At 60.0% G+C, this 23,576-nt stretch carries 17 protein-coding genes; 6 read left to right on the top strand and 11 right to left on the bottom strand.

Going from position 1 to position 23,576, the window contains the following annotated elements; translation table 11 throughout:
• Positions 1 to 34 precede the first annotated feature (34 nt).
• The 3 genes from QLG12_RS04290 to gcvA all read right to left on the bottom strand — a co-directional run bounded on the left by QLG12_RS04290 (position 35) and on the right by gcvA (position 2,634).
• Positions 35 to 796, bottom strand: coding sequence for an SDR family oxidoreductase (locus tag QLG12_RS04290; RefSeq protein WP_197868141.1), 762 nt, complete (start codon positions 794 to 796; stop codon positions 35 to 37).
• Positions 797 to 825: 29 nt separating this feature from the next.
• Entirely contained in the window at positions 826 to 1,653 is an 828-nt protein-coding gene (locus QLG12_RS04285; RefSeq protein WP_282473979.1) for an EamA family transporter, read from the bottom strand.
• Positions 1,654 to 1,728: 75 nt separating this feature from the next.
• A complete protein-coding gene (gcvA, locus tag QLG12_RS04280; RefSeq protein WP_282473978.1) occupies positions 1,729 to 2,634 on the bottom strand; it encodes a transcriptional regulator GcvA in 906 nt (301 codons plus the stop codon).
• Between the two features lie 429 nt (positions 2,635 to 3,063).
• Here gcvA and mexE point away from each other — a divergent pair, with 429 nt between their 5' ends.
• Genes mexE through QLG12_RS04265 form a run of 3 tightly spaced genes read left to right on the top strand, consistent with a single transcriptional unit; the run spans position 3,064 to position 8,942 of the window.
• Complete coding sequence (gene mexE / locus QLG12_RS04275) at positions 3,064 to 4,317, top strand: multidrug efflux RND transporter periplasmic adaptor subunit MexE (RefSeq protein ID WP_011334072.1); 1,254 nt, start codon at positions 3,064 to 3,066, stop codon at positions 4,315 to 4,317.
• A 15-nt stretch (positions 4,318 to 4,332) separates the two neighbouring features.
• On the top strand, positions 4,333 to 7,524 hold the full coding sequence (locus QLG12_RS04270; protein ID WP_064381697.1) for an efflux RND transporter permease subunit: 3,192 nt from the start codon (positions 4,333 to 4,335) through the stop codon (positions 7,522 to 7,524).
• A complete protein-coding gene (locus QLG12_RS04265) occupies positions 7,521 to 8,942 on the top strand; it encodes a TolC family protein (protein WP_011334070.1) in 1,422 nt (473 codons plus the stop codon). Before QLG12_RS04270 ends, QLG12_RS04265 begins: the two co-directional genes overlap by 4 nt.
• 59 nt (positions 8,943 to 9,001) lie before the next feature.
• Here QLG12_RS04265 and QLG12_RS04260 read toward each other — a convergent pair whose 3' ends face one another.
• The 3 genes from QLG12_RS04260 to QLG12_RS04250 are packed head-to-tail and all read right to left on the bottom strand — an operon-like array spanning position 9,002 to position 12,312.
• Positions 9,002 to 9,982: an HlyD family secretion protein gene (locus QLG12_RS04260; RefSeq protein WP_236192899.1), complete on the bottom strand. Its 981-nt coding sequence runs from the start codon at positions 9,980 to 9,982 to the stop codon at positions 9,002 to 9,004.
• Between the two features lie 4 nt (positions 9,983 to 9,986).
• Positions 9,987 to 10,187 (bottom strand): DUF1656 domain-containing protein, encoded by a 201-nt coding sequence (locus QLG12_RS04255; protein ID WP_064381702.1) that lies wholly within the window; start codon positions 10,185 to 10,187, stop codon positions 9,987 to 9,989.
• Positions 10,177 to 12,312, bottom strand: a complete 2,136-nt coding sequence (locus QLG12_RS04250) for an FUSC family protein (protein WP_197868146.1) — start codon at positions 12,310 to 12,312, stop codon at positions 10,177 to 10,179. The genes QLG12_RS04255 and QLG12_RS04250 overlap by 11 nt, the downstream gene beginning before the upstream one ends.
• 191 nt (positions 12,313 to 12,503) lie before the next feature.
• On the opposite strand from QLG12_RS04250, the gene QLG12_RS04245 reads away from it, so the two are divergent.
• From QLG12_RS04245 to QLG12_RS04235, 3 genes are all read left to right on the top strand, one after another.
• Complete coding sequence (locus QLG12_RS04245; RefSeq protein ID WP_108561875.1) at positions 12,504 to 13,559, top strand: tetratricopeptide repeat protein; 1,056 nt, start codon at positions 12,504 to 12,506, stop codon at positions 13,557 to 13,559.
• 128 nt (positions 13,560 to 13,687) lie between these two features.
• Entirely contained in the window at positions 13,688 to 15,190 is a 1,503-nt protein-coding gene (locus tag QLG12_RS04240; protein WP_197868148.1) for an ATPase domain-containing protein, read from the top strand.
• Positions 15,187 to 16,857 (top strand): ATP-binding protein, encoded by a 1,671-nt coding sequence (locus QLG12_RS04235; RefSeq protein ID WP_197868149.1) that lies wholly within the window; start codon positions 15,187 to 15,189, stop codon positions 16,855 to 16,857. Before QLG12_RS04240 ends, QLG12_RS04235 begins: the two co-directional genes overlap by 4 nt.
• 13 nt (positions 16,858 to 16,870) lie before the next feature.
• On the opposite strand, the gene QLG12_RS04230 is transcribed toward QLG12_RS04235, so the two are convergent.
• Genes QLG12_RS04230 through QLG12_RS04210 form a run of 5 tightly spaced genes read right to left on the bottom strand, consistent with a single transcriptional unit; the run spans position 16,871 to position 23,415 of the window.
• On the bottom strand, positions 16,871 to 17,248 hold the full coding sequence (locus QLG12_RS04230) for a response regulator (protein ID WP_007954537.1): 378 nt from the start codon (positions 17,246 to 17,248) through the stop codon (positions 16,871 to 16,873).
• Positions 17,249 to 17,292: 44 nt separating this feature from the next.
• A complete protein-coding gene (locus QLG12_RS04225; RefSeq protein WP_197868150.1) occupies positions 17,293 to 18,507 on the bottom strand; it encodes a hybrid sensor histidine kinase/response regulator in 1,215 nt (404 codons plus the stop codon).
• Positions 18,501 to 19,094 (bottom strand): chemotaxis protein CheB, encoded by a 594-nt coding sequence (locus QLG12_RS04220; protein ID WP_197868151.1) that lies wholly within the window; start codon positions 19,092 to 19,094, stop codon positions 18,501 to 18,503. Before QLG12_RS04220 ends, QLG12_RS04225 begins: the two co-directional genes overlap by 7 nt.
• Positions 19,091 to 19,924 carry a protein-glutamate O-methyltransferase CheR gene (locus tag QLG12_RS04215; RefSeq protein ID WP_064381715.1) on the bottom strand — a complete coding sequence of 278 codons (834 nt, stop codon included), beginning with the start codon at positions 19,922 to 19,924 and terminating at the stop codon, positions 19,091 to 19,093. Before QLG12_RS04215 ends, QLG12_RS04220 begins: the two co-directional genes overlap by 4 nt.
• Complete coding sequence (locus QLG12_RS04210) at positions 19,924 to 23,415, bottom strand: response regulator (RefSeq protein ID WP_197868153.1); 3,492 nt, start codon at positions 23,413 to 23,415, stop codon at positions 19,924 to 19,926. The genes QLG12_RS04215 and QLG12_RS04210 overlap by 1 nt, the downstream gene beginning before the upstream one ends.
• Positions 23,416 to 23,576: the final 161 nt, after the last annotated feature.

Below are 23,576 nucleotides of genomic sequence, written 5' to 3'. Positions count from 1 at the left end.
CGAGCGCAAGGAGTCGATGATCCTTGCCTCTGACTCATTTACCGCCCGTGACGTCGAGGAATGTACCGGTGACAAATGATGCCTCTGCGCTGGCCAGCCACAAAATGGCCCGCGCCACTTCCTCCGGCTGCCCGCCCCGGCCCATCGGGATTGAGTCCTTGACCCGATCGACGCGCCCCGGTTCGCCGCCGCTGGCATGCATGTCGGTATAGATGTGGCCCGGTCGGACACAGTTGACGCGAATGCCCTCACGCGCCACCTCCTTGGCGAATCCGATGGTGAACGTTTCCAGCGCCCCCTTCGATGCAGCGTAGTCGACATACTCATTCGGACTGCCCAAACGCGCCGAAGCCGACGACACATTGATCACTACGCCGCCCGCACCGCCGTGCCGCAGAGACATGCGCTTAACGGCCTGTTGGGCGCACAGAATCGGCCCGAGCGCATTGACCGCAAAGATGCGTTGCATGCGTTCGAAGCCCAGATCTTCAAGGCGTGACTGCTGTGCCAGCACGCCTGCGTTGTTGACCAGGACATCAATGCGCCCGAACGTGCGGTCGATCGCTGTGAAAAGCCTCGCGACCTGCTCGGGGTCGGCACTGTCGGCGCGCATCGCCAACGCCTTGCGCCCCATCGCTTCTACATCTGCCGCTACCGCCAGCGCGGCAGACTCATTGGCGACGTAACTGATCGCCACGTCGTAGCCCTGCTCGGCAGCGAGTCGGGCGGTGGCGGCGCCCACTCCTCGGCTGCCACCGGTAATCAGAATCAGCGGAGCCTGCGAGACGTTAACCATAAAACTACTCCTGAGCAGATGAAGCCGATTCAGCCGATGATGATCGCGCCGCTGGCGATCACCACACAGGCCAGCATCCGGCGGACGGTAAGTGTTTCACCGAGGAACAGGTAGCCAAGCAGCGCCGCAAACAGCACGCTGGTTTCACGCAGGGCTGACACCGCGCCCAGCGGGGCTTCGTTCATCGCGTAAATAACGATTGCATAGGCAAGCAGAGAGACCAGCCCGCCCATCGCTGCAGCGGACATTCCGGGTCGGATCGAAAACAGGCTGCGGGCATCGCGCAGACCGATGTACACCGCCGGCATCAGTACGCCCCACAAGGCGCTCATCCACACCGTGTAGGCAAGCGGCGCACCGGAAAGCCGGGCGCCAATGCCGTCGACCACGCTGTAAGCCGCGATAAAACCACCGGTGCCCAGCGCATAAGGCAGGCTGGGCACCGACAGGCTGCGCCCCCGGAAGGCCAGCGAGATGATTCCGCCTGACACCAGCGCAATGCCGAGCAACTGGCCGGGGGTGATGGTTTCGCCGGCAAACAGCGCGGCGCCGAGCGTGATCAACGCAGGCGATGAGCCGCGCGAAATCGGATAAATCTGTCCCAGATCGCCGACCCGGTAACTGCGCACCAGAAACAGGTTGTAACCAACATGCAGCAATGCCGACAGCAGCGCATACCCCCAGCTCTGAGGTGCAGGCGCCGCCATGAATATCGCGGCAACGGCACAGGCCATGGCGATGGCAACGCACATCACCGTCATCGACCAAAGCCGATCGGCACCGCCGCGCAGCAGTGCATTCCAGCCGGCGTGCAGCAGCGCGGCGAACAGGACAAGGAAGACGAGATGAGTAGGCATTGGCCATTCTAGGCAGTCTGAGCGGCCTGATTACAGAGAAGACTCCTCATTGCACCATGAGTGATTCTTCATGCCTCAAACCTGCCCGCCTTGCACTTTAAGCGCCTCACCGAGCAACCATTCGCGAAAACTCTCAATGTGCGGCTGCGTCTCAACGCCCTTGGGGCAAACGAAGTAATAAGCGAGCGGTGACTGAAACGGCACATCGAACAGCCGCACCAGACGGCCATCGTCGATTTCCTTCTCGACGTGCCGGCTGCGCACCAGAGCAATGCCATGGCCGAGCAAAGCCGCCTCCACCGTCATATTGGTATCGCCAAACCTGACGCTTTCTCGCAGCGGGGAAAACGCCAGCCCGACGGACTGGAACCACGCTTCCCATTTCGGCGCCAGTTCGGCGCCGTCACGAGCCAGCAGCGGCAACTGCAGCAAATCGGCGGGGCTGCCCGGCATTCCGACGCGTTGCAGGAGTTCGGGACTGGCCACCGGAAAAACCTGCTCACCGAACAAAAACTGCGAATACAGACCGGGGTAGTTGCCCTTGCCCAAGCGGATCGCGACATCGGCTTCGCTGCTGGCGAAATGGATGACCTTGTCCGTGGTGTCCAGCGACACCAACAGTTCCGGGTGCTGGCGGGCCAGGCTCGGCAAGCGTGGCAGCAACCATTTCAACGCAAAGGAATACGTCGTGCTGACGCTGAGCCGGACCCTGCCCTTTTGCTCACGCAGATCAGCCAGCGTCGCCTCAAGGCTCATGAAAAACTCGCGCACAATCGGCGCCAGGGTAGCGCCCGCGGGCGTAAGGCGTAACGACTTGCCCCGTTCAAACAGCTGCAAGCCCCATAGATCTTCCAGGTGCCGCAGCTGATGGCTGACCGCGCTCTGGGTCACATGCAGTTCCTGCGCGGCAGCGGTGAAAGTCAGGTGCCGGGTGGATACTTCGAAAGCGCGCAAGGTCGCGGTCGGGGGTAGATCTCTCATAAACACAGGGTCCGGGAATGGAAAAACATCGAGGCATGAGTATCAGGTCATGTTAGAGCGAAATGTTGTGGGTTGCCTGTTCCGGGTAACAGGACTCTTGATGTTGGCGTATTGCTCCAGCAGCCAGGCGAGGTCTTTGTAAACAAGCGCCATATGCTCCGCAAGGATGTCGAGGCTCGGTAACTTCAGCGGAATATTTAATCGCCGCATAATCCTCACCGCGCAATTTCGCCTGCGACAGTTGCCGATCACGCAACACAGAATTGTCATCGAATCGATTGATAGCCTCCTAACGAAAGGTGCATGCTAGAGGGCTTTCCTCGGGCTTATATCATTCCGAATGATAGTTACCTTCGTGTCATTCGATTCGTTTGCCATCTACCCGCCGAGCATCATCCGCCCATCTTCAATACATTGGCGGATGCATCCATGGAACAATCACTCAAACATTTGCGCTTCCCGTTGGCTCTGTTGGCCGTGCTGGTGATGAGCGCGTGCGGCAAGACTCCGGAAACCGCCGCCACCATGCCCGCTGCCAAGGTCAGCGTGGCCAAGGTGCTGGAACAACCGGTCAACGAGTGGGACGAATTCACCGGGCGCCTCGAGGCGCCGGAAACCGTTGAAATCCGTCCGCGGGTCTCCGGCCAGATCGACGAAGTCGCCTTCACCGAAGGTGCGCTGGTCAAGAAAGGCGACCTGCTGTTCCAGATCGACCCGCGTCCGTTCCAGGCTGAGGTCCGCCGCCTCGAAGCTCTGGTTGCCCAGGCCCGCGCCAACGCCACCCGCAGTGAAAACGAAGCCGGCCGAGGCGAACGCCTGCGTGCCAGCAACGCGATCTCCGCCGAACTGGCCGACTCGCGCACCAGCGCTGCACAGGAAGCACGCGCCGCTGTCGGCGCCCTGCAAGCGCAACTGGATCTGGCCAAACTCAACCTGAGCTTCACCCGCGTCACCGCGCCAATCAGCGGCCGCGTCAGCCGTGCCGAGATCACCGCCGGTAACCTGGTGACTGCCGATACCACCCCGCTGACCAGCGTGGTGTCCACCGACAAGGTCTACGCCTACTTCGACGCCGACGAGCGTGTATTCCTCAAATACACCCAACTCGCCCGTCAGGGTCAGCGCGGCGCCACCACCCCGGTATACATGGGCCTGTCCAATGAAGACGGCAACCCGCACCTGGGCCAGATGAACTTTATCGACAACCAGGTCAACCCGAAGACCGGCACCATCCGTGGTCGCGCGGTGTTCGACAACAGCGACGGCAGCTACACCCCGGGTCTGTACGCACGCCTGAAACTGGTCGGCAGCGGCACCTACAACGCCATGCTGATCAACGACGAAGCGGTCGGTACCGACCTCGGCAAGAAGTTCGTGCTGGTGATGGATGGCGACAACAAGACCGCCTACCGCGCCGTTGAACTCGGTCCGAAGATCGAAGGGCTGCGTATCGTGCGCAGCGGCCTGAACAAGGACGACACGATCGTCGTCAAGGGTCTGCAACGGGTTCGCCCTGGCTCCCCGGTTTCGCCTGAAGTGATCCCGATGGCCAGCGAGCAAACCATTGCCGCTCTCGCTCAACAACGACAAGCGCTGGAAGCCAGCAACCTGCCCAAAGTCGCACCTGCCAAAGGCGCGCCGGGTTCGGTTGTGAAACTGGCTGCTGCGACCCCACGCGGTTAAGGGACGACAACTCCGATGAATTTTTCCCAATTCTTCATTTCACGGCCGATCTTCGCAGCGGTGCTTTCGCTGTTGATCCTGATCGCCGGTGCGATTTCGCTGTTCCAGTTGCCGATCAGTGAATACCCGGAAGTCGTGCCACCGACCGTGGTGGTGCGCGCCAACTTCCCGGGTGCCAACCCGAAAGTCATCGGTGAAACCGTGGCCGCTCCTTTGGAGCAGGCCATCACCGGCGTCGAGAACATGCTGTACATGTCCTCGCAATCCACCGCTGACGGCAAGATCACCCTGACCATCACCTTCGCTCTGGGCACCGACCTGGACAACGCGCAGGTGCAGGTGCAGAACCGCGTGACCCGGACCGAGCCGAAGCTTCCCGAGGAAGTGACGCGCATCGGTATCACCGTCGACAAGGCGTCGCCCGACCTGACCATGGTTGTGCACTTGACCTCGCCGGACAAACGCTACGACATGCTGTACCTGTCCAACTACGCGATCCTCAACATCAAGGATGAGCTTGCTCGCCTCGGTGGTGTGGGTGACGTGCAGCTGTTCGGTATGGGCGACTACTCGCTGCGGGTATGGCTCGACCCTAACAAGACCGCTTCACGCAATCTGACGGCAACCGATGTGGTGACCGCGATTCGCGAGCAGAACCGTCAGGTGGCTGCCGGCCAACTGGGCGCGCCCCCTGCCCCGAATGCCCAGAGCTTCCAGCTGTCGGTGAACACTCAGGGCCGTCTGGTCTCCGAGGAAGAGTTCGAGAACATCATCATTCGCGCAGGTGACAACGGTGAAATCACTCGCCTGAAGGACATCGCCCGCGTTGAACTGGGTTCCAGCCAATACGCCCTGCGTTCGCTGCTGAACAACCAGCCGGCCGTAGCGATCCCGATCTTCCAGCGTCCTGGCTCCAACGCCATCGAAATCTCGAACGAAGTTCGCGGCAAGATGGAAGAACTGAAGAAAAGCTTCCCGCAAGGCATGGACTACAGCATCGTCTATGACCCGACGATCTTCGTGCGCGGCTCCATCGAGGCGGTGGTTCACACCCTCTTCGAAGCACTGATTCTCGTGGTTCTGGTAGTGATTCTGTTCCTGCAAACCTGGCGCGCCTCGATCATTCCGTTGGTGGCGGTGCCGGTATCGTTGATCGGTACATTTGCGGTGATGCACCTGTTCGGTTTCTCACTCAACGCGCTGTCGCTGTTCGGCCTGGTACTGGCGATCGGTATCGTGGTGGATGACGCCATCGTGGTGGTGGAAAACGTCGAGCGGAACATTGAACTGGGGCTCAACCCCTTCGATGCGACCAAAAAAGCCATGGGTGAAGTAACCGGCCCGATCATTGCCACGGCGCTGGTGCTGTGTGCGGTGTTCGTACCCGCCGCGTTCATCTCGGGCCTCACGGGTCAGTTCTACAAACAGTTTGCATTGACCATCGCCATCTCCACCGTGATCTCGGCCTTCAACTCGCTGACCCTGTCGCCAGCGCTGGCCGCGGTCTTGCTCAAAGGTCATGACGCACCGAAAGACCGCTTCTCGCGAGTGCTGGACAAGATCTTCGGTGGCTGGCTGTTCCGTCCGTTCAACCGGTTCTTCGACCGCGCCAGTCATGGCTACGTCGGCACCGTGCGCCGGGTCATCCGTGGCAGCGGCATCGCCCTCTTCCTGTACGCAGGCCTGATGGTGCTGACCTTCTTCGGTTTCTCCAGCACCCCGACCGGTTTCGTACCCGGCCAGGACAAGCAATATCTGGTGGCCTTCGCGCAACTGCCGGACGCCGCGAGCCTGGATCGTACCGAAGACGTCATCAAGCGCATGTCCGACCTGGCCCTGAAACAGCCAGGCGTGGAAAGTGCCGTAGCGTTCCCGGGCCTGTCGATCAACGGCTTCACCAACAGCCCGAACGCCGGCATCGTGTTCGTGACCCTGAAACCGTTCGACGAGCGTAAAGACCCGAGCATGTCCGCCGGTGCGATTGCCGGTGCCCTGAACGGCCAGTACGCCGGGATTCAGGAAGCCTACATGGCGATCTTCCCGCCGCCGCCGGTACAGGGGCTAGGCACCATCGGTGGTTTCCGCCTGCAAATCGAAGACCGGGGCAACCTGGGCTACGAAGAGCTGTACAAGGAAACCATGAACATTATTGCCAAGAGCCATAACGTTCCGGAACTGGCCAACCTGTTCACCAGCTACACCGTCAACGTGCCGCAGGTCGATGCCGCCATCGACCGGGAAAAAGCCAAGACCCACGGCGTGGCCGTCAGCGACATCTTCGACACCCTGCAGATCTACCTGGGTTCGCTGTATGCCAACGACTTCAACCGCTTCGGTCGTACCTATCAGGTCAACGTTCAGGCAGAGCAGCAGTTCCGCCTCGAATCCGACCAGATCGGTCAGTTGAAAGTACGCAACAACAAAGGCGAAATGATCCCGCTGGCGACCTTCATCAAGGTCAGCGACACCTCGGGCCCTGATCGCGTGATGCACTATAACGGCTTCATCACCGCTGAAATCAACGGTGCGGCAGCCCCGGGCTACAGCTCCGGCCAGGCCGAAAAAGCCATCGAGAAACTGCTCAAGGATGAACTTCCGAACGGCATGACCTACGAGTGGACCGACCTGACCTACCAGCAGATTCTGTCCGGCAACACCGCGCTGTTCGTGTTCCCGCTCTGCGTATTGCTGGCGTTCCTGGTGCTCGCGGCGCAATACGAAAGCTGGAGCCTGCCACTGGCAGTGATCCTGATCGTACCGATGACCCTGCTGTCGGCCATCACCGGTGTGATCATCTCTGGCGGCGACAACAACATCTTCACTCAGATCGGTCTGATCGTACTGGTGGGACTTGCCTGTAAGAACGCGATTCTGATCGTCGAGTTTGCCAAGGACAAACAGCAAGAAGGCCTGGATCCGCTGGCAGCTGTACTGGAAGCCTGCCGTCTGCGTCTGCGGCCGATCCTGATGACCTCGTTCGCGTTCATCATGGGTGTTGTGCCACTGGTGTTCTCCAGCGGTGCCGGTGCCGAGATGCGTCATGCCATGGGTGTGGCAGTGTTCTCCGGGATGCTCGGTGTGACCTTCTTCGGTCTGCTGTTGACCCCTGTGTTCTATGTGCTGATCCGCAACTTCGTGGAGCGCAGTGAAGCTCGCAAAGCGGCCAAGGCGCAAAATCTTCAAAAGCCACTGGAGGCGCACCCATGAGTCTGAAAGTCTTCCTGCCGAGCCTGCTGGTGCTGGCCCTGAGTGCCTGCGCCGTCGGCCCTGACTACAAGACCCCGACGACGGAGGCGGCGAACATCACGTCCGCCACCGACGGCGCCGCCGGCCAGAAGAACTTCGATCGTTCGAAATTCGAAGGCATCTGGTGGCAGCAGTTTGACGATCCGACCCTCAACCAGTTGGTGACTCAATCGCTGCAAGGCAACCGTGAACTGCGCGTGGCATTCGCCCGCTGGAAAGCCGCCCGGGCGATCCGCGACGATGTCAGCAACGATGCGATGCCGACCATCACCAGCCGCGCGAGCAGCGATCTGGCCAAAGGTCAGATCCCTGGCCAGACCACCAAACGGGTCAACAGCGAACGCTATGACCTGGGACTGGACATGGCCTGGGAGCTGGACCTGTTCGGCCGCATCCAGCGCAATCTGGAAGCCAGCGACGCCGACCAGCAAGCGGCCGAAGCCGATCTGTATCAGTTGCAAGTCACCATGATTGCCGAACTGGTGGACGCTTACGGTCAACTGCGCGGTGCCCAACTGCGGGAAAAGATCGCCCTGGCCAACCTGAACAACCAGCAGGAGTCACGCAAGATCACCATCAGCCTGCGTGACGCCGGCGTTGGCGATCAGCTCGATGTTGAACGGGCCGATGCGCGTCTGGCGTCGGTCGAAGCCAGCGTGCCGCAGTTGCAGGCGGAACAGGCCCGGCAGAAAAACCGGATCGCCACCCTGCTGGGTGAACGTCCGGACAAACTGACCGTCGACCTGAGCCCGAAAGATCTGCCGGCGATTGCCAAGGCTCTGCCGATCGGTGATCCGGGCGAACTGCTGCAACGCCGTCCGGACATCCTCAGCGCCGAACGCAAACTGGCTTCGGCCACGGCGCGTATCGGTGTGGCCAAGGCCGACCTGTTCCCACGAGTCAGCCTCAGCGGCTTCCTCGGCTGGACGGCTGGCCGTGGTTCGCAGATCGGTTCCTCGGCGGCCAACGCCTGGGCGCTAGGCCCGAGCATCACGTGGGCAGCGTTTGATCTGGGCAGCGTGCGGGCCCGTCTGCGCGGCGCCGATGCCGATGCTGAAGGCGCACTGGCGACTTACGAGCAGCAAGTATTGCTGGCCTTGGAAGAGTCGGAAAACGCCTTCAGCGATTACGGCAAGCGTCAGCAGCGTCTGATTTCGCTGATCCGTCAGAGCGAATCGAGCCGCAAGGCTGCCGACCTCGCCGAGATTCGCTACCGCGAAGGCACCACCGATTTCCTGGTGCTGCTCGACGCCCAGCGTGAACGTCTGAACGCCGAAGACAGCCAGGCCCAGGCCGAAGTGGACCTGTACCGCGGCATCGTCGCGATCTACAAGGCTCTTGGTGGTGGCTGGCAGCCAGAGACGGTCGCCAGCAAGTAACAGTTTTTTAAAGAGCTCCTTTGGTTGGCCGCAACCAACCAAATTTTTTGCCCCGCGTATCATTCGGTCGCGGGGCTTTTTTGCGCCTGTCTTTCAGGGTTTTCCAGCACCGTAACTGTCGCTGTGGTGCCGGCTCTCAGTCGGTCCTTACCTGAATAATCGGGATCGATACCGATCCGCACCGGTACTCGTTGCGCGAGTTTTACCCAGGTGTAGCTGGGGTTGATGTTGGCCAGCAAGCGACTGCCCGGCGCGTTTTCCCGGTCAGCAATGGCGAAGGCGATGCTCTGCACGGTGCCGCCGAATTTTTCCCCGCTCATCAATTCGATCCGCACCCGGTCACCCTCCTCGATCCTTGGCAACTTGGTTTCTTCGAAATAGCCGCTGACATAAAAGGAGCTGCTGTCCACCAGCGCCAGCAAGGCACCGCCGGCCACCGCGTAGTCCCCCTGACGGGTCAACAAATTGGTGACATATCCGCTGACCGGCGCTTCGACTCGGGTACGTTGCAGATCCAGTTCAGCCTGGGTCAGTGCGGCAATCGCCAGCTGCACGTTGGCTTCGGCCAGGCCGAGATTCGCCTGATTGCGCAGCAGATCGGCCTGGGCCACCGCCACGTCGGTACTGGACTTCTCCCACTCTTCTCCGGAAATCGCGAACCCCTGCTTGAGCGTACGTCGCCGGCGCTCTTCACTCTGGCGCTGTTTGAGCAATGCTTCGCTGGCGACAATGGCCGCTTGCGACTGACCAAGCGTGGCCTTTGAGACCTCCACCGAGCGTTTCGCATGCTCGACGGCGAGGCTGTAGCGAGCCGGGTCGATCTCCAGCAACAACTGACCCTTTTCGACATGCTGGTTATCCTGCACCGCCAGCGTGACGATGCGGCCCGAGACGTCCGCTGACAGCGTCACCACGTCCGCCCTCACCCGCGCATCCCGCGTCCACGGCGCCCGGGTGTAATGTTCCCAGGCGAACCAGCCAAGCACGATTGCCAGCAGCACCACTGCCAATGTCGTCAATCGAGTGAGCAACGTCTTCAAGGTTTCAGGCTCCCATTAACAGAATAAAGGTGGCGCATACACAGGCGTACAAGGCGCCTTCGAACAGGGCCTCATGCCAGACAAAGCGCAGGACGCCGAGCCGGCGCAACCCCCAGTCGAGCAGCAGAAAAACCGGTATGGCCAGTAACAGGGCCTGAGCAATGGGGGGCAGGTAAACGCCGCCGATCTCGAAATCAATGGGCAAGGACGGGCTCTCCTTCAGAACGGTCGGGCTGCAAATGCTCGCCATGTCGCTCCAGAAACGACACCACGATCAACAGGGCCACACGCATGCGAAACACCGACCACAAGTGTTCATGGGTGGCGACATGCAAGGCATCCAACTCATCGCCAAGCGCATGCAGCGTGGTCAGCAACGGTGTCAGGCGCACGTCCGGGCGGCCGGCGACGAAACGGCCGGTCTGACGCAATGCCGTCGACAGTTCTTGACCGAAAGCGTCCGTGAGCAATGTGTTGTTCTGTGCCTGTTGCCTGAGCTGGTGCATGGCCACACCCAGCGCCACGCAGGCGAGACTGATCTCATACAGACGTTGCATGTCCCGATCATTGGCGGCCGGCAACACGCCCTGCATCGAGGTCAGACGATCGACCATTCGACTTTCGAAGGCAAATTGCTCTTCGTCGCTGGCCGGGCTCTTGGTCAATTGGTAGACCTGCTCCCGCGCTTCGTTGTAAAAGCGCCGGATGCGCAGGGCCGGGCGGAACGGGAAAATCCAGGCGTAGACGATCAGAGCCAGCATCGCTGCGCTGACGTAGGCTCCGGCAAATTCGAACCATTGAATGGCGGTGTTCTGCCCGGTGCCGACGTTCTGCGGCCCAAGCATCAGGAAACTCGACAGGCCCAGGCCCATGCCGATACCGGCGGTGGCCGGGCTGGACAGTCCGACTGCAATCACATACAGCAAAGGCGCGAGCAGCAAGGCCAACATTTCGAAATCATTGATCGCCGGGACCAGCATGAACTGATAGAACGCCGATACCACCAGTGCCAGCCCCAACCCTCGGGCGTAACTCTGCGCGGCGATCAAGGGGCGCGGAAACGTCGCCATCAATGAACACAGAATCCCCACCAGAATCATCCCGCCCCGCGCGCCGTCCCAGGCGGTCTCGATCCAGATCAATCCGGCTACCAGCAACGCGCTGAAGGCGCGGATGGCGTTCATCGTCGCGAGGGTGAAATCCAGGTGCAAGGGGCTGGACTGGCCGCGGAACATGCAACTGGCTTCCCGCCCCTCCTGTATCGCGTCGCTCAACTCGAGTATCTGTTCCAGTTGTTGCAACAGCCGCGCCTGTTCCCAGCGCAATGCCCAGGCCAGCGAGCGCAGGGTTGCACTCATGTCTTCCGTCAGTTGTTCGGCCTTGTAGGCAAGTCCTTCGAACTGTTGTTGCAGCGCAACGAACTGATGTCGCGCTTCGGCTGGCAATGAGCGTCCTTGCTGTGCGAGCTGATCAAGAAGTACCAGCTCCTCGGCGCGCAATTGCTGGATATCCAACGGTAGATCGCCCTCCCAGCGTTCGGTGAGCAATTCCCGCTGATGACGCAACGCAGTCAGGCGCGAGGTCAGCAGCATCAGTTGATTACCCAGCAAGAGCACCAGATTGTTGGCACTGCGCAGGCGCGGGGCGTCGAAGTATAAATGCCGGCGCAGTCCTTCGAGGGCGCTGATTTCCGCCAGCAGCTGCATTTGCCGGCGCTGAAAGTCCGCTTCGCTTTCTTCGGTGCGCAACACGGCGGCAGCATGGGTAGCAGCCAGTCTGATGACCTGATCGACCTTCGCGAAATAGTTGCGTGATACCGCTTCGGGCCGCGCCGTCAGCAGGCTGACGACGCATACGCACGCCACCGCCAGCAAGGTTTCAGTAACCCGGGTCACCGCCAGCAGAAAAGTGCCGTCCTGGTCCGGAATCGCCAGCAGCGCCACCACCACGGCGGTATAACCGCTGAGCACGAACGCTTGGGAGCTGGTGTAGCGCAGCAATGTGCCGCCGGCCGTGCACAGGGCCAGCCATAGCGCCAGGGTCGTGATGAACGGCAACGGCGCCTGGGGGAAAATCGCCATCAGCACCACCGCCACCACTGCGCCAAGGGTCGTCCCGATGATTTGCCCGAAGCTGCGTGCCAGCGCCATGCCGGCCAGTGGCTGGCTGATGATCACCACCGCCATGATCGACCATTTCGGCTGATCCAGATCGAACAGGAACGCCAGGTACAAGGTCAGCAATCCGGCGACGATGGTGCGCAAAGCGAACAGCAGCACTGCCTGGCTTGGGTGGATCACCGCTCTGAAGTAAATGAACAGGGATTGCATGGATAGCCTCGTCGAAACAACTTCTGAAAGCGTAGACACTGCATGGAGGGCATGACGGCTAACAGGGTGGACACGGGCTGTAGGTCGATTCAACGCTTGCAGTAGGTCATATCGGGCAGAGAGTTTGACTCACGGCGCGAGCTGACAGAAGCTTGCGACCTCCGCTACAAAACGAAAGTTCGGAAATTCGCATGTCTCAGTCTCGCCGTTATTTGCTCATCAGCCTCGGCCTTGTGCTGGCCCTCTGCGTGGCCTGGCTGTCATTGCGCAGTACCGCGCCCGTGGTGCCGGAAGCGATCAAGCATGGTTACAGTGAAGCACTGGCCGCTGCGCGCGCCGGCCAGCCGGGTGCCGCTCGGGTTTTGTACCAGCAACTGGGACGTCCGGACCTGTCGGTCAAACGTCGCGTCTGGCTGCATGCGGAGTTACCCAATTATCCGAGCCCCCAGGCCCTGAAACTGGCGGACGCCGATCTGCAAAACCAATCGCCGGAGGTCCGGCTGGCGGCAATAAAAAGCGTGACCGGCCTGGTGCCGGGCGGCCAGCGCAGTCTGCTCCTGGGCCCGTTGCTCGACGATGAGGATCAAACCGTACGCTTTGCTGCGATCAACGCCCTGCTCGGCTTGTCTCCGGATCAACTGGGCCTGTATTTTGCCCCGCTCCAGCAAGGCATCGACATGTGGGAGCAGGCGCTCAAAAGCCAGCCGGAAAGCGCCGCCAACTATGCGCAGCTGGCGCGTCTGTATCTGCACAACGCCGAACTGAAACAGGCACAGCAAGCACTGGAGCAGACCTTGCGCCTGGATCCCGGCAACCTTCCGGCGCTGGTAATGCAGATCGAAGTGCTCGACCGTCAGGGACAGAGCGATGCCGCCCGGCAACTGCTGGCCCGACAGTTGAAGGCCCAGCCCGATTCGGCCTATCTGCAGCATGCCCTGGGCCTCTGGCTGCTGCACCACGATCAACGTGAATATGCCCTGCTCGGCTTGTCCAAAGCCGTGGAGCTGGAGCCCGACAACAAAGACTATCGCTACGACCTCGCAACCACCCTGCACAGCGCCGAAGAGCTGGAAGCGGCGCAAAAGCAGTTGCAGGAAATTGTCCAGCGCCATCCTGCCGACCGCAAGGCGCGAGTGCTGTTGATCAATTACTGGAAAGAAAGCGGCCAGTTGCAGAACGTACAGATTCTGCTCGCTCAGCTCGAACAGATGAACCCGGACGATCCCTCGTTGCAGCAAGGCCTCTAGCGGTAATCTGGACACATCCGGCAAGAAACTCGGAACCGTGGTCTCGGCAAAGGGTCAAGTAATCAGGTAGTGCAAAACGGCGTCCGGCGCCCGCTGCCTCCTTTTCCCTAGTCATGAGAGGGCATTTTTTGTCTACATCGAACGCGTTGATCAGTGCAAAAGCCGCCACCGGCATCGAAGGGTTGGACGATATCCTCGCCGGTGGTCTGTCCCGCAGTCACGTTTTCTTGCTGGAGGGCGAGCCTGGAACCGGTAAAACCACCGTCGCGTTGCATTTTCTGCTGGCCGGCGCCCGTGCCGGCGAACGTTCGTTGTACATCACGCTGTCCGAAACCGAGCGCGAGTTGCGTCAGGGCGCGGCATCCCACGGTTGGGAGCTGAACGAAAATATCGAGATTTTCGAGCTGACTCCCCCGGAAAGCCTGCTCAACGCCGAGCATCATCAGAGCCTGCTCTACTCCTCCGACCTTGAACTGGGCGAGGCAACCAAACAGATTTTCGAAGTGGTCGAGCGCTTCAAGCCCACCCGGGTCGTGCTGGACAGCCTGTCGGAAATTCGCCTGCTGGCGCAAAGCTCGCTGCGCTACCGTCGACAGATCCTGGCGATCAAGCATTACTTCGTGCGTTACGACGCTACGGTATTGTTGCTGGATGACCTGACCACCGAATCCCTCGATAAAACCGTCCACAGTGTCGCCCACGGCGTGATCCGCCTTGAAGAACTGACCCCCAACTATGGCGCTGAACGTCGTCGCGTGCGGGTGATCAAGTACCGCGGCCAGAAATACCGTGGCGGCTTCCATGACTTCACCATCATGGGCGATGGCGTGCACGTCTTCCCGCGTCTGGTGGCGGCGGAGCACCGCGGCGATTACCCACGGCTGCAACTGTCCAGCGGCATCAAGGAAATGGACGCCTTGCTCGGTGGCGGTATCGAGACCGGCTCCAGCACGCTGATTCTCGGACCGGCGGGCACGGGCAAATCCTTGATCACGATGATTTTCGCGGCGGCGGCCGTGGCGCGTGGTGAAAAGGCTGCGCTGTTCATTTTCGATGAAGAGCTGGGCTTGCTGTTCGAGCGCATGAACAACATCGGCATTGACCTCAAGGCGTTGCAGGCCACCGGCAATCTGCTGATAGAACAGGTGGACGCCGCCGAATTGTCCCCCGGCGAGTTTTCCCACCGGGTGCGACGCTGCGTCGATGAAGGTGACATCAAGACCGTGGTGATCGACAGCATCAACGGCTATCAGGCCGCGATGCCGGAGGAGAACGCCCTGGTGCTGCACATGCATGAACTGTTGCTGTACCTGAACCGCAAGGGCGCCGCGACGTTCATGACCGTCGCTCAACATGGTCTGGTCGGCGACATGCAGGCCCCGGTCGACATCACTTACCTCGCCGACACTGTGATTCTGCTGCGTTATTTCGAAGCGATCGGCAAGGTTCGCCGGGCAATTTCGATTATCAAGAAACGTACCGGCAGCCACGAATCAACCATTCGCGAGTACCGTATTTCCAAACGTGGCATGACCATCGGTGAACCGCTGGACGCCTTCCAGGGCGTACTGCGCGGCGTGCCCACCTACCTCGGCGCGAGCAACCCGCTGCTTAAGGATGAGAACTTGTGACCGTCACCGTACCGCTGTCGGAACGAGCACTGATCCTTGCGCCCATGGGGCGCGACAGCCAGGTGGCGCTGATGATCCTCAACGAGGCCGGCTACGGTGGTCTGATCACGCCCGATCTGGCTACGCTCTGTGCCGAACTTGAACCCGGCGCCGGGTTACTGCTAATCGCCGCCGAGGCCCTGCGTGGCCCGGAGCTGGAATCCCTGCTGTCATATCTCGATCAACAGCCCGCCTGGTCAGACCTGCCCATTGTGCTACTGACACACCATGGCGGCTCAGGACAGGGCCCCTCGTCTCAGCTCAGCAAATTACTGGGCAACGTGACGTTTCTCGAGCGCCCTTTCCATCCGGTGACCTTGGTCAGCCTGATCTCCACGGCCCTGCGAGGGCGACGACGACAATACGAGGCCCGCGATCGCCTGATCGACCTGAGCAATAGCGAGCGGCGCCTGCAATCAACCCTCGAAACCCTCGAGCAACAAGTCGAGGAACGCACGGCGCAACTGCGGCACAACGAAGAAGCTCTTCGTCAGTCACAAAAGATGGAAGCGGTCGGTCAACTCACCGGCGGTATCGCCCACGACTTCAACAACATGCTGACCGGGATCATCGGCAGTCTCGAACTGCTGCGTCGGCGACTGGCTCGTGGCCGTCTTGACGATCTCGACAGCCTCATCGATCTCGGGGTGACTTCGGCCAACCGCGCCGCTGGCCTGACCCATCGTCTGCTGGCGTTTTCCCGTCGCCAATCGCTGGATTCCAAAGCCGTACAGATGAACGATCTGGTGCAATCGATGGGTGAACTGCTGCAGCGCAGCCTCAACGAAAGCGTTCAGCTGGACATGCGCCTGCATAAAGAATTGTGGGTGGCCGAGGCGGATCCGAATCAACTGGAAAGCGCCCTGCTCAACCTGGTGATCAACGCGCGTGACGCGATGCCCGATGGCGGCAACCTGGTAGTCGAGACCGGAAATCAGGTGCTTGAGCGGGATTTCACCGACGCTTACAGCAACCTGGAACCCGGCGATTATGTCGTTTTGAGCGTGACGGACAACGGCTGCGGCATGCCCGAAAGTGTGATTAATCGCGCGTTCGACCCGTTTTTCACCACCAAGCCGATCGGCCAGGGTACGGGCCTGGGCCTATCGATGATCTACGGTTTCAGCAAGCAATCCGGCGGGCATGTCTCGATCGACAGCAAAATCGACGAGGGCACTACCGTCAGACTCTATCTTCCGCGCTTCAAGGGCGAATCATTGCCTCACACACCAGTGCACGCGGAACAGGCACCCGATGCCATGGAAGGCGAAACTGTATTGATCGTCGAAGACGACCCAGCGGTGCGGGTGCTGGTCAGTGCGGTATTGAGTGAACTGGGTTATGGATTTGTCGAAGCCAGCGATGCCGACGGAGCCGTGCCGATTCTGGATTCGGAACAACGCATCGATCTGCTGATCAGTGACGTCGGCCTGCCCGGCATGAACGGACGTCAATTGGCTGAAATCGGCCGGCAATACCGGCCAGACTTGAAGGTCCTGTTCATCACCGGTTATGCCGAGCACGCTGCGGTGCGCGGCGGGTTCCTCGACTCCGGCATGCAGATGATCACCAAACCGTTCACCTTCGATCTGCTGACGGCGAAGGTACGGGAAATGATCAAGAGCTGAGGCGGTTCACGCCTCAGGCCAGCAGTTCCTGAATCTTCTCCTGCAACACATCCAGATCGAACGGTTTTTCCAGAATCGGCGCCCGGCGAGTGATGGGGCTGCCGGTCTCGCGGATTTCCTGCGGATAGCCGCTGATGAAGATCACTTTCAGATCCGGGCGCAATTTGACAGCAGGCTCGGCGATCTGCACGCCCGAGATGCCGCCCGGCAAACGAAAATCGGTAATCAACATGTCCAGATGCGGCTTGCTCGCCAGAATCTCGAACGCCTGCTCGCCGTTTTCGGCCTGCAATACGCGATAGCCCTGGCCTGACAGATAGTCTGTCAGAACCATCAGGATCACCGGTTCGTCCTCGACGACGAGTACTACATCTTGTGCATCTACGCTCATGGGAAGCCTTTGTTCGGTCAATAGCTGCTGATACGACCGTGTGGTCACTCAGAGGTTGCGTTTGTTTCGCCGTTTTCCTGGAGCGGCAGACAAACGCGAAACAGGGCGCCCTCGTTGATCTTGCTTTCGACGACGATGGAGCCGCCATGGGCGGCGACGATCTGCTCGGAAATGAACAGACCCAGCCCGAGGCCGGCCACCACCGTCTTGGCGGAAACCCGTTCGAACTGTTGAAAAATGCGTTTCTGGTTCTCCTCGCTGATGCCGATGCCCTGATCCTGAACTTCGACCCGGGCTTCATTGCCTTGGCGATAGACCCGTACCTGGATCGGACTTTTTCCGCCATAACGCAAGGCGTTGGTCAGCAGGTTCGACACGACCTGCTCGATGCGAAACTCGTCCCAATGCCCTTCCACCGGCTCAGCCGCTGTGAAGCTGACTTCCGTCTCGGCAGCTTCAATCTGCTGGGCGAAGTTTTGCAACACATTGCCTACCAATTGCGCGAGATTGAAACGAGTCGGTCGGATCGACAGCTTGCCTGTGCGGATCCGCGACACGTCGAGCATGTCTTCAATCAAGCGAATCAGGCTTTTGATCTGGCGTTCGTCACGGTCCACCATCGCGTGCATCTTGTCGAGGGTGAACGCTGCCGCGTTGTCGCGGGCCAGGTGCATCTTGCGCAACTGGGTTTCGAGGATAAGGCCGTTGAGCGGTGTGCGCACTTCATGGGCGACGATCGACATGAAGTCGTCGCGCATACGCACTGCCTGCTCCAGTTCGCCCTGGGTGCGCTGCAGTTGCTGCAGCAGCGCTTCCTGTTCGCGACGACTTTGCTCGAGGGCTTCGACCTGTTGCTTCATCGCCTTGCTCTGGCGGTACAGGTCGACGAAGACGTTGACCTTGCTCTTCACCGCATGGATATCCAGCGGCTTGTGCAGGAAGTCCACCGCGCCGCTTTCATAGCCCTTGAACGCGTAATTGAGTTCACGGCCGGCGGCGCTGACGAAGATGATCGGGATGTTCTTGGTTTTCTCGGTGCCGCGCATCAGTTCGGCCAGTTCAAAGCCGTTCATGCCGGGCATCTGTACGTCGAGAATGGCCATGGCGAATTCGTGTTGCAGCAGCAGCGACAGCGCTTCGTCCGCCGATAACGCTTTATAGACGGTGCGGTCTTCGCGTTTGATCAGCGCTTCGAGGGCCAGCAGGTTCTCGGGCAGATCGTCGACGATCAGCAGTTTTGCCTGGATATTACTCAGCATGCGATTCGTTCCAGCTCGACAAGCAGACGGCCGATGCCGTGTATGGGAAGGATGTAATCCGGTTGGTGCGTTTTCAGCGCCGCGCGAGGCATGGTGGCGACTTGCGCCTCTTCAGGGTCCTGCACGATGGTCAGCCCGCCCTGAGATTTGACTTGTGCCAGCCCCCGCGCGCCATCGTGGTTGGCGCCCGTCAGCAACACCGCCGCCAGCGCTGGCCCGTAAACATCGGCAGCGGACTCGAACAGGAAGTCGATCGACGGGCGCGAATGGTGCAAGCGGTCTTCAAGGCTCAGTGACAGGCTGCGATCCTGCTCCACCGACAAGTGATAACCCGGCGTGGCGAAGTACACCGTGCCGGGAGTGATGTCCTGTTTGTCGATGGCTTCGGCGACCGGCAGCGCCAGCCGCCGGGCAAACACCTCGGCGAGCTGGCTGCGACGCTCTTCCGGCAAATGCAGCACGATGATGATCGGTAACGCGAACCCGGCCCGCAGCGAACCGAGCAAGGTCAGCAAGGCCTCGACGCCACCGGCGGAGGCTCCGACCACAATCGCCTCGACCCGAGGCAAATCCGCTGTACTGATCATGATTTGCGATAGATCCGCTCTTGTTTCACCAACGGTTCGAACTGGTTGGAATAGCTGGAAAAGTCCAGGGTTTCCTTGCTGCCCAACACCAGAAAACCGCGATGGCACAACGACTCATGGAACAACCCAAACGCTCGATCCTGAAGTTTTTTGTTGAAGTAAATCAACACGTTACGACACGAAATTAATTGAGTTTCGGAGAATACACTATCGGTCGCCAAACTGTGATCGGCGAAGGTCACGTTCTCGCACAGGCTCTTGTCGAAAATCGCGTAGCCATAGGCTGCAGTGTAGTAGTCGGCAAACGAGTGCTGGCCGCCCGCCTGCTGATAATTGGCGGTGTACGCACGCACATTCTCCATCGAAAAAATCCCTTGCTTGGCCTTTTCCAGCGAGCGCGGGTTGATGTCGGTGGCGTAGATGATCGTGCGGTCGAGCAGGCCTTCCTCGCGCAGCAGAATCGCCATCGAGTAGACCTCCTCGCCGGTACTGCAGCCGGCGATCCAGATCTTGATCGACGGATAGGTCTTGAGCAGGGGCACCACCTCCTGACGGATCGCCAGGAAGTGCGACGGATCGCGGAACATCTCGCTGACCGGAATCGTCAGCAGTTGCAGCAATTGCATGAACGCCGTCGGGTCGTGCAGGACTTTCTCCTGCAAGGCCGAGATGGTCGCGCATTCAAACTGGCTCAATGCGTGCTGCACGCGGCGCTTGATCGACGCGCCGGAGTAATCGCGAAAATCGTAGCTGTACTTGAGATAAATCGCCTCGATCAGCAATCGCAGTTCGATTTCACTGTTCCGTTCAACGGGATGACTACGTTCCACTAAATGCGTTCCATCTTGGGTAACCACACGCGAATCAGCGAGAACAGGCGATCCAGGTCGATGGGCTTGGCCAAATAATCATTGGCTCCCGCCTGCAGGCAGCGCTCCTGATCGTCCTTCATGGCCTTGGCCGTCACCGCGATGATCGGCAGCTTGCGCCAGCGCGGATCCTTGCGGATTTCCATGGTGGCTTCATAACCATCCATTTCCGGCATCATCACGTCCATCAGCACCAGGTCGATGTCCTCGACTTCATTCAGTTTTTCAATCGCTTCACGACCGTTACGGCCGATCACCACGACTGCACCCTTGGTTTCCAGCGCACTGGTCAGGGCGAAGATGTTGCGTACATCGTCGTCCACCAGCAGCACTTTACGGCCTTCGAAGACCTTGTCGCGGCTGCGGGCGGTCTTGAGCATCTTCTGCCGTTCATGGGACAACTGCGATTCGACTTTGTGCAGAAAGAGTGTGACCTCGTCCAGCAGACGTTCTGGCGAGCGGGCGCCCTTGATGATGATCGAACGCGAATACTTGCGCAGTTCGGCCTCTTCGTCGCGGGTCAGGTTACGCCCGGTATAGACGATGACCGGCGGGAACGAGCAGATGTCCTCGGTGGACATACGCTTGAGCAGGTCATTGCCGAGCATGTCCGGCAGCTTCAGGTCGATGACCATGCAGTCGAAGATCGTCGTGCGCAGCAGTTCCAGCGCGTCCTGCGCCAGGCCCACGGCAGTGATTTCGATGTCGTCGTCGCCAATCAGGCGGGCGATGCTTTCCCGTTGCAGATCATCGTCCTCGACCAGCAGCACGCGTTTGACCTTCTGGGTCAGCTTCGCTTCAAGACGGGCGAACACGTCCTTGAGCTCTTCGCGGGTGGTCGGTTTCACCGCGTAACCGATGGCACCCATGTGCATCGCCGCTTCGACGCGGTCCTCCACGGAAATCACGTGCACCGGGATATGCCGGGTTTCGGCGTGTTCTTTCAGGCGTTGCAGAACGGTCAGGCCCGAGTGATCCGGCAGGCGCATGTCCAGCAGGATCGCGTCCGGCACGAACTCTCTCGCCAGGTCATAACCTTCATCGGCACCGTGGGCGACCAGGCACTGATAACCCAGTTCATGGGCCAGGTCGTAGAGGATATGGGCGAAATTCGGTTCGTCCTCCACCACCAGAATGCAGCGGCTATTGAACGGCGCTTTATCGCGGTCATCGTTGAAGCGCGGAATCTCGACAGAGGCCAGCGGCGACACCGCTACAGCGGATGCCATGACCGGAGCTGCTGCTGGCGGGCTGAACGTCAGCGGCGCGACAGGCGCGTCGCCCGGTTCGCGGTAGTGCTGCGGCAGCACCAGGGTGAAGACACTGCCCTGCCCCGGCGTACTGCTGACGCTGATCGAGCCGCCCAACAACGTCGCCAGATCCCGGGAAATCGACAGGCCCAAGCCAGTGCCGCCGTATTTGCGGTTGGTGGTGCCGTCCGCCTGGCGGAAAGCTTCGAAAATGCTTTCCTGTTGATCCGCCGCGATCCCGATCCCCGAGTCGCGCACGATAAAGGCGATGCGATCGTCTGGCTGGCCGGCGATGGTCAGGCTGACTGCGCCGTTTTCGGTAAATTTCACCGCGTTGGAGAGCAGGTTCTTGATCACCTGCTCCAGACGCTGGCGGTCGGTGAACAGCGTACTCGGTGCATCGGGCTGCAACTGGACACTGAATGCAAGTTGCTTGTCTGCCGCCAGCGGTTCGAACATCCCGCGCAAGCCGTCGGCCAGACGTGCCACGCTGGTGTTCTCCGGCACCACTTCGAGTTTGCCGGCTTCCACCTTGGAAATGTCGAGAATGTCGTTGATCAGGTTGAGCAGATCGTTACCGGCGGAATAGATCGATTCGGCAAACTTGACCTGTTCGGCACTGAGGTTTTCCTGCGGATTTTCCGCCAACAGCTTGGCCAGGATCAGCGAGCTGTTCAGCGGCGTGCGCAGTTCATGGGACATGTTGGCCAGGAACTCGGACTTGTATTTGCTTGAACGCTGCAATTCCTCGGCGCGTTCTTCGAGCTGCACTTGGGCCTGATTGAGCTCATTGTTCTTCTGATCCATGGCGTCACGCTGCTCGGCCAGGGTCTTGGCCTGTTCGGCCAGTTGCTCGTTGGTCTGCTCCAGCTCCACTTGCTGGGTTTCCAGATGCGCCTGGGACTCCTTGAGAATCCGCGACTGTTCTTCCAACTCTTCGTTGGCGGTTTTCAGCTCTTCCTGCTGCACCTGCAACTCTTCGTTGAGTTGCTGGGTTTCGGCCAGCACTTCCTGCAAACGCTGACGGTATCGCGCCGCTTCTATAGACGTGCCGATATTGCCGGCGATCAGTTCCAGCAACGCCACATCACGGTCGGTGAGTGGACGCAGGAAACCCAGCTCGATCACGCCGTTGACCCGGTCGTCATCGCTGGTCGGCACCACCAGAACGCTGTGTGGGAGACCTTCGCCGAGGCCGGAACTGACCTTGAAGTAGTCGGAGGGCACCGAGTCGAGACGAATCAGCCGAGCCTGCTGGGCGACCTGCCCGACCAGACCTTCTTCGCTGTAGATCGATTGGTTCTGTTGTTCCTGTTCGCGGGAGAAGCCGTAAGTCGCCACGCGTTTGAGGCCGCCATGTTCCTCGCGCACATACAACGCAGCCACGGCGCTTCCGAGATACTGGGCGCAGAACTGCAGGATATTGCGCCCCAACAGATTGACCGTCAGTTGCCCCAGCACTTGTTCGGCGAGCTGGGTCTGGCCGTTGCGCAACCAGGCTTGCTGTTCCAGACGTTTTGCACTGGCCTCTTGCGCCGCCAGGGTCGCGGCATAGCTTTGCGACAGATTGAGCAAATCGCGCCTGCCGACATAGGCCAGCAGACCGCTGATGCCCGCGACGAACAGCAGATAAAGACTGATGCTCCAGACCGTGGTGCGGCGCACGTCTTCGTTACGGGAGGCACGCAGCAACTGTTCGGTTTCAATCACATCTTCGAACTGCTTACGTATCTCGTCGGTCAGGCGCTTGCCCTTCCCCGCTTTGACCGCCGACTTGTAATCGCCACTGGCGCGTTGCAGATCGATCATCGACTGCGCGTAATTCGCCCACTCGATTTGCAGCGCCTGAAGACGGCGCAGGCGGTCGGTCTGGGCCGGATTGTCCGCAGTCAGTTCGAGCAAGGTATTCAGAGCTACAGCAATGCGAGGCTTGGCCGTCTCGTACGGATCGAGGAAATGCTCGTCGCCGCTGAGCAGATACCCGCGCATGCCCGTTTCCAGGTCCACCGTGAGTTTCACTGCTTCATTGGCGTTATTGATCACCCGGTCGGTGTGCTCCACCCACTGGATAACCGACAACAAATAGGTGATCAGCGAAACGAAGAACACGGCACTGATGACGCCGACGCCCAGCGGCAGACTGACGTTGCGGCTCAGTAGTTTGCGAAACCGTTGCTCATCAACCGAAGACGGAGAGGACATGTGGCAGCCTTGTCGAACTGTTGAAAACCAGAGAGTTTGCCCCAAAAAGGCGGTATGGATCCATTTTTCTCACTGCTTTAGTGCTGTTTTCCTACATTTGCCTACGCCGAATCGCGAGCCAACAGGTATCCTTGCCCGCCCGTTTGCGCCTATTCTTTTTT

The sequence above is a fragment of the Pseudomonas sp. V88_4 genome, from assembly GCF_029967985.1.
Taxonomy (GTDB): Bacteria; Pseudomonadota; Gammaproteobacteria; order Pseudomonadales; family Pseudomonadaceae; genus Aquipseudomonas; species Aquipseudomonas glycinae.
Note: the sequence above shows the minus strand (reverse complement) of the source record. Positions and strands in the feature narration are given on the sequence as shown.